The sequence below is a fragment of the Arthrobacter sp. Dra40 genome, from assembly GCF_059091905.1.
The window spans coordinates 1-13,659 of record NZ_JBNHHB010000139.1 but is presented as its reverse complement, the minus strand read 5'-3'; the positions used below and the strand labels follow the sequence as shown (position 1 = coordinate 13,659).

Annotated in this window: 11 protein-coding genes; 5 read left to right on the top strand and 6 right to left on the bottom strand. The window is 67.8% G+C overall.

The features are described from left to right. The 6 genes from AC5RWT_RS27605 to AC5RWT_RS27580 form a co-directional block, all read right to left on the bottom strand. Positions 1-1,105, bottom strand: a 1,105-nt coding sequence (locus tag AC5RWT_RS27605; RefSeq protein ID WP_494082982.1) for an SseB family protein, incomplete at its 3' end; no start/stop codon positions are given. Positions 1,106-1,140: 35 nt separating this feature from the next. Next, the gene (locus tag AC5RWT_RS27600) at positions 1,141-1,668 is read right to left on the bottom strand and encodes a hypothetical protein (RefSeq protein ID WP_494082981.1); all 528 of its coding nucleotides are present in this window, start codon (positions 1,666-1,668) and stop codon (positions 1,141-1,143) included. Between the two features lie 14 nt (positions 1,669-1,682). Continuing rightward, positions 1,683-4,988, bottom strand: coding sequence for a glycohydrolase toxin TNT-related protein (locus AC5RWT_RS27595; protein ID WP_494082980.1), 3,306 nt, complete (start codon positions 4,986-4,988; stop codon positions 1,683-1,685). Between the two features lie 59 nt (positions 4,989-5,047). Beyond that, entirely contained in the window at positions 5,048-5,425 is a 378-nt protein-coding gene (locus AC5RWT_RS27590; RefSeq protein ID WP_493966628.1) for a DUF6507 family protein, read from the bottom strand. A gap of 18 nt (positions 5,426-5,443) precedes the next feature. Beyond that, positions 5,444-5,749 (bottom strand): hypothetical protein, encoded by a 306-nt coding sequence (locus AC5RWT_RS27585; RefSeq protein WP_494082979.1) that lies wholly within the window; start codon positions 5,747-5,749, stop codon positions 5,444-5,446. A gap of 181 nt (positions 5,750-5,930) precedes the next feature. After that, positions 5,931-6,278, bottom strand: a complete 348-nt coding sequence (locus AC5RWT_RS27580; RefSeq protein ID WP_494082978.1) for a hypothetical protein — start codon at positions 6,276-6,278, stop codon at positions 5,931-5,933. A gap of 265 nt (positions 6,279-6,543) precedes the next feature. Between AC5RWT_RS27580 and AC5RWT_RS27575 the strand changes: the two genes are divergently transcribed. The 5 genes from AC5RWT_RS27575 to AC5RWT_RS27555 all read left to right on the top strand — a co-directional run. Beyond that, the gene (locus tag AC5RWT_RS27575) at positions 6,544-6,873 is read left to right on the top strand and encodes a hypothetical protein (RefSeq protein ID WP_494082977.1); all 330 of its coding nucleotides are present in this window, start codon (positions 6,544-6,546) and stop codon (positions 6,871-6,873) included. Between the two features lie 2 nt (positions 6,874-6,875). Beyond that, on the top strand, positions 6,876-8,201 hold the full coding sequence (eccD, locus tag AC5RWT_RS27570; RefSeq protein WP_494082976.1) for a type VII secretion integral membrane protein EccD: 1,326 nt from the start codon (positions 6,876-6,878) through the stop codon (positions 8,199-8,201). Positions 8,202-8,222: 21 nt separating this feature from the next. Next, a complete protein-coding gene (locus tag AC5RWT_RS27565; protein ID WP_494082975.1) occupies positions 8,223-9,317 on the top strand; it encodes a nucleotide-binding protein in 1,095 nt (364 codons plus the stop codon). Beyond that, the gene (gene eccCa, locus AC5RWT_RS27560; protein WP_494082974.1) at positions 9,314-13,333 is read left to right on the top strand and encodes a type VII secretion protein EccCa; all 4,020 of its coding nucleotides are present in this window, start codon (positions 9,314-9,316) and stop codon (positions 13,331-13,333) included. The genes AC5RWT_RS27565 and eccCa overlap by 4 nt, the downstream gene beginning before the upstream one ends. Continuing rightward, positions 13,326-13,659: hypothetical protein (locus AC5RWT_RS27555; RefSeq protein ID WP_494082973.1), on the top strand; the 334-nt coding region annotated here is incomplete at its 3' end. The genes eccCa and AC5RWT_RS27555, both read left to right, overlap by 8 nt.

The following is a 13,659-nucleotide window of genomic DNA, read 5'->3' as shown; positions in this document are numbered from 1 at the left end:
GCCCGGGTGTCTTGTGCAGCATGTCCAGGGCCCACGTGGCCGGCACTTCCCTGAACCGTGCGGATGGCTTAAACACTGCGACTTCCGGCCCAGAGGAGAACACCGGCAGGATGGGATTTCCGTCCGGTCCCTTGAGCAGGATGGGCCCCTCGGAGGATCCGTCATCGCCGGCCCGGTCGGCTGCCAGCACAACGGCACCGGGCAGCATGAGCTGCTCCACAACGGCGGGGGTGCCTCCCCGGCCCGCCACCGCCCGCTTCAGCGCGGGATTGGCCAAACTTCCGGCCGCGAAGCCGATTTCGGGCCGACCTACGGCACAGGTCGGGCCGGCGGGGTCGATGTACAGGTAGGCGATGTCGTCGTGGCTGTCGACGAATTTCAGCAGTTCTTCCCCCGGCTGCACCCATGAAACAGGTTCTCCAGGACGCCCTGTGGAGGCCCGGAATTCCGCCAGCTTTTCCTGGGAGGTAAAGGCGAGCACTGACGGAGACCCGTTCACTTCGGCAACGGTGATGCCGGGACGGTCGGGGTTGTCGGTGGCATCGAGCAACAGTTCGCTGCCAATCATGTGGCGCAGCACGCCAATCGCTGCTGCCTGCCCCGGATTCTCGCTGAACCTTCGCACGGCCTCGGCGACCAAACGATTGTCCACTCCGCGCTGGCCGGACGCTTCACTCTGGCCGGGCGCTTCACCGCCCGGTTTGCCGGCGCGGGTCTTCTCCGTCGGTTCGCCCAAACCGAAGTCCGGCGCGGGCTGGTCGAAATTAAAGTATGTATCCAGCGAGTACTTCGGTTCCGGCCATCCCCGCGCCGAGAGGTTCACCGCAGCCGAGCGCCAGGATTCCCCGTTGGCCCCCACGCTCAGGCTGCGCAGTTCAGCGGCGGCGTCAAAGGGCGCGGTTCCGGGCTGTAAAGTTCCGGCGTTGGCCGCGGCCCTTCCCGCGCGTTCCTGGGTAATCCGCATGAGCATCGCATCCGGGGATGGTTTCAGCTCCAATACCATCCGGTCCCATCCGGGCTCACTGTTGACGGCCTGCAGCATCCAGCCGGCGAGGATTTCGGCCAACTGCTGTTGGCGGAGCAGAGCAGGCGTCTGTTCGGACATGCTGTATTTCCTTCTATGGGGAGGGTGCGTACGCGTTACTGGGCGGGATCTTGAAACGGGGCCCGCTCATTGCCCAGCACCAATTCCTCGGTGGCCGGGTCGAAATACGGCACGTCCAGTCCGTTGTCTTCGAGGATGTCACGCATCCAGCCAGGAATGTGTTCCTGTTCGCGAGGATAGATGGCCAGCTCGGCCTGGAGAGCAGTCGGCGGAACCGGCACCTGGAGTGCGCCCGGAGTCGGTTCCAGCGGCTCGGAGTCGAACCGTTCGAACCGCGGCTCCCCGTCCGGGATTAAGGTCAGCCGGGCAGCGAACCATGTTCCCTTGCCCTTGGTGTAGCTGGCAGCTTTATCCGACTTGAGCGCCCTGCGGTCCAAGGGGACGGCGTCGGAAAAGTCGATGCTTTTCCAAGCGCCGTCCACTGTTTTCGCCATCTCCGTCCACGACACTGTTGCCCCGTAGATCTCGAACTCCAGCCTGATCTCCTGAAAGGTCCGGAACCTGGTGGAGGTTGCGGTTGCCATGGCCGACAAGAACTCGTCGGAGAGCAGCTGTGATGTCACGGGGAGTTCATTCCTTAGTTCTCGAAGTCGAAGCGCCGGGTTTGGCCGTCAACCGTTACTTTGAGTTCCACCATATGCGGAACGAGGTTTCCCCCACCAGCGTCGTAGATCGGGCGGACGTCCCACGTGACGGAGGGCTTGGATCCCCCCGGAGGCACGTCACGAAGCCGGTCGCGGATCCACAGCTCGGTGTCATACCACGTGTCCGCGGCGCCGGTCAGCCGCAACCGCTCGATGGGCGTCAGGGCGCCCAGGCCGAGGTTCCGGTTTTGCACGTTCAGCTGTGGAATCAGGTTGATCTTCTCCCCGGGTCCGCCGAACATCGCCGCGAGGAGGTGGCCGCCGTCGTAGTCGCCGCCGGCTTGTCCCCCGATGTTGGTTTGGTTGCCCTGATGCCGCCAGGTATCGGCCTGGTTTTTGGGGAAGTACTCAAGGTCGTGGGCGTGCAGCGCCGCAGGGCGGCCATACCCGTCCGTGTGGACCACGATGTTGCCGTCGATGTGGTACCGGACATTGGGCCGCGGGTTGTTCAGTTCCGGATTCCAGTTGCCCTTGGACCCGCTGGGAGCCTCGATGTGCTGGATGTAGCCGGCGGAGTTCGTGTAGAACTTCCCGCGACCATCCACCTCGTAGACGGTGGTGCGTTCGAGATCGATGCCGAGCTCTTCGACGGCGTCTATGACGGACTTCCGTGCGGACAGGTCAAGGTCGAACTCGGCCAGCAGGTCCACGGGGTCGGCGGCATTGCGCGCCCACGGCGGATCGAACTGGCGCGGTCCGGTCTCCCGGAGGCTTTCCCTGCGGATGAGCTCGTCGACGCCGATGGCTTTGGGTTCGGGTCCATGGGTGGTGTCGAGGAACCGCAGCTGGGTTCCGCCGCCCGGGCGCCCAAAAGCCGGCGCGATTTCGGACACCTCAATCTTGACGCCCTCGGGCAGGCGGCCAAGCTCGAAATGATGCAGCGGTTTGCCGAGAGTATCGACGGGCAGGCCGCGCATGTGCCACGGGGTTCCCTCAACGGCCAGGTAGGCTCCGCCGTTGGGACCGATCCGGTCCAACTGCATGGTTCCGAAGTCTGCCTGCAGCTCGTCGTACGACGAGTACGTCCGGATGGTGCCCTCAACCGCCCCGGCGTTGTCCGGATAGGCCGCCCGGTACTCGTCCGGCCGGAACTCGTCCAACTGGCTGTAACGGTTCGCGTACTCGCCTTTATCCAAGGGGTTTCCGAGCTCATCCGTGCCATAGGCAGGCTGGGACCGGTCGACGATGCCGTCAAGATCGCTGTTGATGTCCAAGCCGCCGTGCTTGTCCTTCGGCACATCCGCCCAGTCCGGCAGCTCGACGTCCTGGTACAGGTCATCGGTGCGGTGCTGGCCGTAGGTGGCGTGAGCCTGCGGATTCTGGATCACGTCGGGCTGCGCAGTGCCGTGTTGCGGCGCCTGCGGATGGCGGAAGTTGTCGTCGACCCGCTGCCCGTCCACGTCATGGCCGTTGACCCGGTCACCGGCAGCTGTAGCAGATTCCGCAGCCCTGCCCGCGGCGGAATCTGCCTCCCGGGCTTGGGCGGCAGTCGCTTCCGGTTCCAGGGCCTTGGAGCCGGGAACCCCGGTGTCAGCGTCCGGCGCCTTCGACCCGGCCGTTGCAGCATCAGGGGCCTGGGCACCAGGGCCGCCGGCGCCGGGTACCTTGGCGTCGGCGCCGCCGGCATCCGGCGCGGTCGATGCCGGCGCTGCGCTCTGCTCGGGCAGCGTGCCGGTACCCGGGCTGCTGGTCGACGCCGTTTCCCGGGTGCGGACCGGCGTGGAGTCGGTCTCCGGCGTCTGGATCCGCTGGCCATACTCGGGCGCTCCGGCTCGGTCCGGCACGGTGTAGCCGCCGGTGCCCGACGACGGCTTGGGACCGTCGGCATCAAAGTTCATGGTGGCGTTGGCGTTCCGGCCCGCCGGCATGTCCACATCGAAGCGGTGGCCGGTGGCGTAGCCGCCGCCCGCGGTGGCCACGCGCGGGCCGCCCAGCGCATGGGCGACGTTGTCTGCACTGGTGCGCACCGACGTCGTGAAGTTGTCCATGCCGGTGCGCAAACCGGTGGTGGCAGTGCGCAGCCCGTCGGTGAAAGCGTGGCCCGCGGTGCTGGCGTAAGGGCGCACGGTGTTGGTGACCGTCTTGAAGCCGTTGGTGGTGACGTCGATGGCCGTGAATTTGAAGTTGGTGGAGAGGTCGATGGCCCGGGTGGCGAACCCCGCGGTCTTGGACAAGCCGGAGAAGTCCAGCACCTTGGACGCGGCCCCGCCTGCCCTGCTGACCGCGGTGATCTTGTTGGCCACACCGCCGGCCTTGGCCACGGCGCCACCCCCGGCGGTCAGGAGGATGGCGGACAGGTCGAAAGCCGTTGCTCCGGCGGCATAGGCCGGGTCGCGCTGCCAGTCGTCCCAGTGGATGGCTGCCTTGCCAACGGCCAGCAGTTCTTCGCCGGCTTTCTTGACCGTGCCCGGCCCGCCGATGGATTCTGCCACGGCCGCGGTGATCGGACTGGAGACGATGGCTACGTTCAGGGCAATCTGGCCGATGCCCTTCCACGTGGCGGCGAAGGTCTCGCCGTCCGTGAAGTTGACCATGTTCCACAGTCCGGTCACAGTGCCGGTGATGCCGCTCCAGACGCCCTTGCCGAAGGACACCATCCCGTCCCAGGCGTCCGCATACCACGGTTTGTCCCACTCCGTTGGCTTGCCCCAGGGAATGTGCCCCTCGCCGGTCGCCGAATCAAGCTGTTCTGCCGAGTAGCCGTACGCCTGCCGCCCCGTGCCGGGGCCGTCCTGTGTGGTTTCGACCAGCGTGATGCCGCCGTAGAGCGCGGCGATGGCGTTGTGGCAGGTGCGCTCGGCTTCCATATGCTCGGCTGCCAGCGCGTTCGCATCCTGGAGAATCCGGTTGTCGGCGTTGACCAGGTCCTCGTCCTTGCGCCAGTCGCTGCCTTCACTGCCGATCCGGCGCTGCACGCCGTGCCAGCGGACCACCAGCGCGTCGTAGCGTGCCTTGAAGGTATCCGCCCAGTCTGCGAAGGCCTCGATGGCCGCCTTGATGGCTGCGGTATCGGCCTTGATGTCCCCGGTGGTGGTCTTGACCGGCCTGATCGCGGCGTAGACCAGCGGGGCCTCGGGCGACTTGTACACGGCTTCCAGCCCGTTCCAGTCGCTCTGAATCAGCTCGACGGCGTCGTCGATGTCTTCGGCCTTGTCATCCAGCGCCTTGGCGTGCGTGCGCAGCAGTTCCGCGTCGGGCCGCTGCGGGTATTCCTCGGCGTAGGGATCCCAGGCCGTCATTGCTTCCCCTTATTCGGTACGTGAGACGAGATGTTCGTGAAGTGGCAGGGCCGTGTTGATCAGAGAGCCAGCGGGGTGGGACCGTTCGGACGGTGGGGACGCGTGGTCTCGGCTTCTTCCGGCATGGTCCCGACCAGGTGCTGGGCGTCTGCGGCCATCTGCGCGTCGCCGATCACGTAGGAGTTCACCGCATCCATGGTGCCCTGGAACGTGGTCTGCAGCCGCCCGGCCACACTGTTCAGTCCGGGCTGGACGGTCTTCTCCGCCCACCCGTTGAGCGCGTCCATCACCGGTCCCGACTTGGCGGCAGCGATGATGTCGCTGACAGAGGTGCCCAAGGCCGGGAAATCCGTCTCAAAGCTATCGGCCCGCCCGCTGGCGGTGGTGACGATGGTCTGGACTTTGGAAGGGTCGATGTCCCAGCCGTTGAGTGCCATTGCTGCCTGCCTTCCGTACTAGATGTTGGCGATCTTCCCGCCGGCCGTCCTGATGGTGCTGCCGGCGGTGCTCTTGGCGTCCTCCAGCAGCTTGTGCACGTCCGCCATGATGCCCGCGAAAGCGATGCCGGCGTCGGCCCACGCCTGCTCCACCCGGTCGTACTGTTCGGCGATGTCCGTTGCCTGGAACTTGGCCTGCAGGTCCGCAGCGTCCTTCTTGCGGGTTTCCACCAGCGCGTTGAGCTTCTTCTTCACCCGGTCCAGGTTGTCCTGGGCCTGCGATGCTCCGCCGTCGGAGAAAGCGTATGAATTCTGGTCTGCCATGGTTTTTTCCTCCCTCGTGCCGGCCTCACGCCGGAAATATCGTTTAGGGGCAGCGCGGCTGCGAATCAGTGCCGTGTTTCATGCTGCGAATCAGTGCCCGGCTGCAGCGCCGGTGGGCCGCCCGGCCGGATCAGCGCCGTGCTGCAGCGCCGAATCAGCGCCGCTCCAGGCGGCCGGAGGCCTAGCCGCGGTTGCGGAAGACTGCGTCGTCCCAGGCTGCCTTGCCCTCGGTGGCATCGGCGTCGTCGGCCTGCTGCTGCTCACCCTGCTGCATGGTGGTGTTGACCTCGGCCTGTCCCTGCTGGATGGAGACCAGGGACTTCTGCAGGCCGGACGCCACCATGTTGGCCCGGCCCATGATGCCTTTGAACTTTTCCCAAAAGTCGCCGGCGGTGTTGCTGCGCATCGGCTCGGGGACTGCCTCAAGTTCCTTCATCAGCGCCTGGAGTTCGGTGTCGGCTGCCGCACTCGCCTTCCCGGCGTCGACGAACGCGCTCTTCTCCATCTTGATGAACTGGTTGCCGCTCATTGCCCCACCTCCGTGCCCCCTCACGGGGCTGTAGCTGCTGCTTCCGCCACCACCGGGCGCCCAATGCGTCCGCGGTGCACCGGGTTGCCGCCCGGCCGGTTGTCCACAGGCGGTTCCCCGCCTTTACCATAGAACGCGCTCGCCGGCGTCCGCGTCAATCGGTGTTAATGGGTACATCTCCCCATCCCACGCGGGACAGAAGCCAATAAGTCCATCGTTTGGAGCGATAAGCTCGGTAAGCGATGCACCGGTTGGGAGGAGATACGTGGCGCACGATTACGACAATCAGCTCATTGAGTCAGTGGCGGTCCGGCGTGCCCGGTTGACCACCGCGCTGCTGTACGGGCACAACCCGCTGCAGCGGCGCTGGAAGTCCAGCGTACGCACGTTCTTCTTCAGCGTTGCCGTGGCCGCGGTGATTGCCGCCGTCTGCGTGGGCTATTCGTTCGTGACCAACCTGCTTGAAGACCTGCGGCAGGAACGGCAGCCGCGGGCGCAGTCTGCCATCGTTCTCCCGATCAATGCTGATCCAACCAACGACGACGGCGGTGGCGGGATCCATCTGCCGTTCCTCCCTGACCCAGGAGCAGCCTGACCATGGCCGAGACCTTCACCCGTGTCACAGTGGCCGGGCCGCAGCGCCATGTCGACGTCCTGCTGCCGTCGCTGACTCCGGCCGGACTGCTTCTGCCCCGGATCCTGGAGTTGCTGGACGACCAGCCGGCCTCCGCCGTCGCCGTCAAGACGTTGGTCACCGCCGCCGGCGATCCGGTCCGCGAGGACGCCTCGCTCAGCGACGCCGGCATCGCCGACGGTGCCATCCTGCGGCTGGTGAATGTATCCGAGGCGCCGCCCGCGCCGGTGGTGTACGACATCACGGACGCCGTGGTGGAACAGACCGAGGACATCAGCGGCCGCTGGACCGAGTCCGTCCGTCGGGCAACCGGAGCGGTGTTCGCTGCCATCGGCCTGTACCTGGGCGTGCACCTGCTGCTCAACGGCGCCGCCGCCGCGTTGGCCGCGTTCGTGTCCTTCGGGCTGGCCGCGGTTCTGCTGCTGACCGGCATCTATCTGGGCCGGGTTACCGCTACGGTGCTGGGGCCCCTGCTGGTGGGCACCGGCTGGCTGCTGGCTCTGGGCGGCGTACTGCGGCTGCCGGCCGGGTCCGGGATGCACGTGCTGTTGGCCGCTGCGGCGACCGCGGTGGCGCTGGTGTGCGCGGGCCTGATCTCCCGGCGTCCGCGGGCGCTGATGTCCGCAGCGGGCCTGCTGGCCCTGCTGACCGTTTTTTGGGCCGTGTCGCTGGCACTCTTCGACGATCCGGTGCAGGCCGCCAGCGTGGCCGCGCTGCTCAGCTGCGCAACGCTGGGACTGCTGCCGCAGATTGCCCTTTCCACGTCCGGACTGGCCACGCTCGACGACCGCCGGGCCAAGGGCGGACGCATCGGACGCACCGACGTGCACGTGGCCATTGGCTCCGCGCACCGGGCACTCAGCCTCGGCACGGTGCTGGTGGCGCTCTCCGTGGCCGCCGGCTTGTGGATCCTCGGTACGGACACCGTGTCGCAGGTCTGGACCATGCCGCTGGCGGGCTGCCTGGCCTTGGCAACCGGGCTGCGTGCGCGCTCCTTCCCGCTGGCCACTGACCGGATCGCGCTCTACCTGGCCACCGCCGTCGGCATCCTGGGCCTGGCCCGCTCGGTGCTCGCCTTTGCCCCCGGGCAGGGCTGGCTGGTGGCCACCGGTCTGCTGGTTCTGGCAGCCGCCATCGTGGTGTCGCTGACCGTAACACTGGCCGACCACTCCTCCGCGAAACTGCGCCTGCTGGCCAACCGGATCGAGACGCTGGCCATCCTGGCCGCGGTCCCGCTGGTCATCGGCCTGTTCGGAGTCTTCGCCTCGCTGCTGGCCACCTTCGACTGAGACAGGTTGGAACCGACTCTGATGGAACCGATTTCGCGCAGGAACCTCATCGCCCGGGAAAAAACCGCCACCGACCATGTCCAAGCGGACCTGCTCCACGGCAACGTGCCGCCGGGTGCCCCCACCGGCGTACTCCACGGCCGGGCGCAGGCGGCCGATCCGTGGAGCACTCCGGCTGCTGTCGCCGAACCCGCAGGCGGCGGTCCGTTCGAGTCCGACGCCGAACAGCGGCGCCGCCGCCTCCGCAGCCGGCCCGGCGAACCGTGGCTGGTCCGTACCGCACGGGCAGCAAAGGGCCTGGTTTCCTCCGACGACTACCCGCAACGCCTCATCGCGGCCACCGCAGGCGCACAAGCCGCCGTCAGCACCGGACGCCGGATCGCAGTGATCGGCAGCCGGGGCGGGGCCGGGAAGACCACGACGGCGGCGCTGCTGGCTTCGCTGTATGCGGCGGCCCGGCAGGACACCATCGCCGCCGTGGACCTGGCACCCGCTGCCGGCACGCTGGCGCTGCGCCTCGGCGTACCCCAGGCACCGGCGATCGATAATGCCGGCGCTGTTCTGCAATACTCCCCCGCCACGAGTGCGGACGACCTGCGCCTGCAGTTGGCCGCTGCCGGCCCCAACCTCTGGGTGGCCGGAGATCGGGCACTCGGTGCGCATGCCGGGAACGCCGCGCTGTCCGCGGCAGGCCGGAACATCTCCCGGTACTGCCCCGTGGCGGTCTATGACTGCGCCACCGGACCGGGCGAGAACCCGGACACCAACTGGGCCATTGGCGCCGCCCAGCTGGCCGTCCTGGTTGCCCCGGCCTCCGTGGCCGGCGTACAGGACGTGCGGCGGACAGTGGCCGCATGGGCAGCCACGCCGGAGCTGGCCGGGACCGGACTGCTGGCCGTCCTGACGCAGACCGACGCCCAGGCGCCCTTTGCTCCGATGTCGGAAGCCAAGCTGCTGGCCCGGGACGGGATCCCCGTACTGCCGCTGGGATACGACCGCCACCTTGCCAGCGGAGTGGAATTCGACCCCGGCCTGCTGTCCCGTCCGGTCCGGCTGCAGGCGGCGGAACTGGCCTCCACCGCGCTGGCCTTGGCGATGGAGCACACCGGCCGATGAGTGTGAAAATCATCCACCGGCCGGCCCGGACCACGGCACCGGCCCGCGAGGCCGCCCCGTTCAGCCTGGAGGCGCCCCCGCCCATGGCGGAGAAGTCCGGCCGGATCAACGCCATGGCGCTGATCCCGCTGCTGGGCGCCGGCCTGTCCATGACCGTAATGATGCTGTTCCGGGGCAACAGCCTGGCCGCGGTAGGCGCGATCGCGATGATCGTGACAGTGGTGGCATCCATCATCATGATGCTCGGCCAGCGCGGCCGTGCCGCCCGCACCCGCGCCGAAGAGCGCGACCGCTACCTGGAGTACCTGGAGGAGTCCAGGGCAACGCTGCGCGCCGACGAGCAGCGGACCATCACCACGGCGCGCACCAGCAACCCGGAACCCACCGCCCTCTTCGACATCGTCCGGAACACCAAGCGGTTGTGGGAACGGCGCCGCCGCAACGAAGACTTCCTGCAGGTACGGATCGGCTCCGGCGAGCGGATTAGCCGGCAGATCGCCATTACCGAACAGGGTCCCGCCACCGCCCAGCGCGATACGTTCATGGACAACGAGGTCAGGATCCTGCAGCGGCGCTATCAAAAGTCGCCGGACTTGCCGCTGACCTTGCCGCTGGACTCCGCCGGCAACGTCAGCATCATCGGTTCCCGCGGGTTCGTGCTCAACGCGGCCCGGAACCTGCTCGCCGAGGCCTGCGCCTTCCACTCCCCGGAGGACCTGCACGTGGGCATCGCGGCCGGCGAAGACCGGCTGCGCGACTGGGAGTGGGCCCGGTGGCTGCCGCATCTGGCGGACCAGAAGCAGGCCCACGCCACCGGCCCGGTGCGCCGGATGGCCCGTTCCTTGGACGAACTTGGTGCGGTGGCGGCCGACGAGCTGAACCGGCGCGCCGTGGTGGCCGCCGAATCTTCCAAAAACCTCAAAGGCGCCAGCCAGCACCTGCCGCGGCTGCTCGTGCTCGCCGACTGCTACGGCAGCCTGCCCGAAGACCTCGTGCTGCCTGACCGGCACGCCGGACTGGCGCAGCTGGGGATCACCGTGGTGTACCTGGTAGCCGACCGAGGCCAGGAGCCCGGGGAAGTCAGCGTGCGCGTCACCCAGGACGGCGCTGAGGCGGGGTTCCGGATCCAGAACTACCGTGAGGATCCCGTGGAACCGGTCGAAGAACACGGAACGCTCGACGGGCTGGCGGTGGCCACCGCCGAGGCCCTGGCCCGGGAACTGGCGCCGATGCGGCTGTCGGCGGACTCGCTCGAACACAACACCGCCGCCAGTTCGGACAGCTTCCTGGAGATGCTCGGCCTGAGCCCGGCGCTGGACGAGGCGGACATCAAGCGGCTCTGGAAGCCGCGCGGCGAGGTGGACTTCCTGCGGATCCCGCTGGGCCCCGACGACCGCGGCCGGCCCGCGCTGCTGGATTTGAAGGAATCGGCCCAGTTCGGCATGGGCCCGCACGGTCTCTGCGTCGGCGCCACCGGTTCCGGCAAGTCCGAGATGCTCCGGTCGCTGGTGCTGGGCCTGCTGGCCACCCACCCGCCGGAGCTTCTAAGCATGGTGCTGGTGGACTTCAAGGGCGGCGCGACGTTCGCTCCGTTCGCCGACGCGCCGCAGGTCTCCGGGGTGATCACCAACCTCGCCGACGACGCGAGCCTGATTGAACGCATCTACTCCAGCCTCAGCGGCGAAGTGGTCCGCCGGCAGGAAGTGCTCAAGGCCGCCGGTAACATCGCCAACATCACCGACTACCAGCTGCACCGGCAGGAACGGCTCGCCCGCGGCGAAGCCATGGCCCCGCTGCCCCACCTGGTGGTGATCATCGACGAGTTCGGCGAGCTGCTCACCGCCCGCCCGGACTTCATCGACCTGTTCCTGTCCATCGGCCGCATCGGCCGGTCCATCGGCGTTCACCTGCTGCTGAGCAGCCAGCGGATCGAATCCGGCAAGCTGCGCGGGCTGGAAACGTATCTGTCCTACCGGATCGGGCTGCGCACGCTCTCCGAAGCGGAGTCGCGTACAGTGCTGGACACCCCGGATGCGTTCCACCTACCGCCGGTCCCCGGCTACGGCTACCTGAAGGTGGACACCACGGTCTACACCCGGTTCAAGGCCGGCTACGTGTCCGGCCCGCTGGAGGATGTCCAGCTCCACCAGCAGGAGGAAACCGCCGACGACGACGGCCCTCGGGTGTTGCCGATGCCCGCCTATGCCGCCAGCTTGGAGCGGGCGAACGACGCCGGAGCACCGGCCGGCAGGCCGGCCCGCACCGGGGCATCCAAGCGGACTACCGGCCCCACCGTTCTGTCCACCCTGATGGACACGCTGGCCAAGTTCCCCCGCGCGATGGATCCCATCTGGCTGCCGCCGCTGCCGGCGGCCCTGTCGCTGGACACTGCCGCCGGTTCCGTGCACACCACCAGCCAGGGCATCCGGCTGTCCACCGGCGGCGCACTGAAAATCCCCGTGGGCCTGCTGGACGATCCGGCCAGGCAGTGGCAGGGCGTGTGGGAACTGGACTTGAAGTCTGCCGGCGGCAACGTGGCCATCATCGGCGGACCGCAGTCCGGCAAGAGCACCGCGCTGCGCACCATCGCGGCCTCGCTGGCCATGACCCACAGCCCGCAGGAAGTGGGCATCTACTGCGTGGACTTGCTGGGGAACTCGCTGATCCCGCTTGAGGGCCTGCCGCACGTAGGCGGAGTGGCCGTGCGCACCAACCGCGAAGTGGTGCGCCGCACGGTGGAAGAACTGCTGGCCATGCTGGGCGAGCGTGAGAACGTTTTCGAGAAGTACCAGGTGGACTCGCTGGCCACGCTGCGCAAACTGTGCGCGCAGGGCAAGATTCCCGAACTGCCCAGCGCCGACATCGTGCTGGTGCTGGACGGCTATGGCCTGCTCACGGACGAATTCGAGGACATCGAGCCGGCCGTGCATTCGCTGATTGCCCGCGGCGGCGGCTACGGCATCCACGTGGTCACCACCGCCAACCGGCAAAACGAAATCCGGCTGGCCCAGCAGTCCTTCTTCGGCACCAGGATCGAACTGCGCCTGGCCGATCCGGCGGACTCCTCCTACGGCCGCAAGCTGGCCGAGACCATGCCCGCCGACCGCCCGGGCCGCGCCCTGACCGAGGCCAAGCTGTTTGGCCACTTCGCGCTCCCGAGGATCGACGGCGTGGCCGACGCCGACACCGCCACGCAGGGCACCCGGGACCTGGTGGCCGCTGTCGCCGCCTCCACCGATGCCCGGGCCATGCAGGTACGCATCCTGCCGCAACTGGTGGAAACCGGCCAGATTGAGGTCCCGTCGCTCCGGGGCCTGCTGCCGTTGGGTCTGCGCGAGACGGACCTGGGCCCCGAAATGCTCGACCTGGTCCGCGGCGAGCACCACCTGATCGTGATGGGCGACGAACAGTCCGGCAAAACCAACCTGGTCCGTTCCCTTGTCTCCTCGTTGGTAACCCAATATCCGTCCCGGGACCTGGTCTTCGCCGTCTTCGACCCGCGCCGGGCACTGGCGGACGTGGTCCCGGACGCCTATCTGGGCGGCTATGCGCCCAGCGCCGCCCAGGCCGAACCGCTGGCCAATGCCATCGCCTCCGAGCTGTCCAAACGCACCGCCGGCGGGGACGCGCTGCAGGACAGCATCGGCGAGCCGGACAGCATTCCGCGGATCGTGCTGCTGGCCGACGACTATGACATCCTCACAGCCGGCGGCGCCGGGCCGCTCCGCTCGTTGATCGAGTACCTGCCGATGGGCCCGGAACTGCAGCTGAACGTCATCCTTACCCGCCGGGTGCGCGGGGCCGGCCGTGGCATGTACGAGCAGTTTTTCTCCGCGCTGCGCGACTCCGGCAGCACCGGGCTGATCCTCTCCGGCGACCGTTCCGAGGGCGGCCTGCTCAACAACGTGCGTGCCCGCCGGTTGCCGCCCGGCCGAGGCCTGCTGGTCCGCTCCGGTGGCCCGGTCCAGACCGTGCAGACCCTGTGGACCCCGCTGGAGGCAACCGCCCATGTCTAATACCGTCACCGTCGTCGCGCTCGATGAACCTGACCAAAACGTGGTCATGGTGTCGCTGCTCGCGGTGCTGCCGCAGGAATATGTGCGGCAGGCCGCTGACGACGTCCTGTTGGAAGTTTCAGACGGCCACGGCACCACCATGTTGGCGGTCGAATTGCCGCGCCTGATCCGGGTTCCCGGAGAGGTGTCCCGACTGCTGTCGGGCGCCGGCGTCATAGCCGTGGAAGGCGCCCCGATTCCCTCGATCTTCTCCGAGGACGCAGACTTCGCCGAAGCGGAGCACCAGGACCTGTGGTGGCAGGAGATCACCATTCGCAACGGCATCC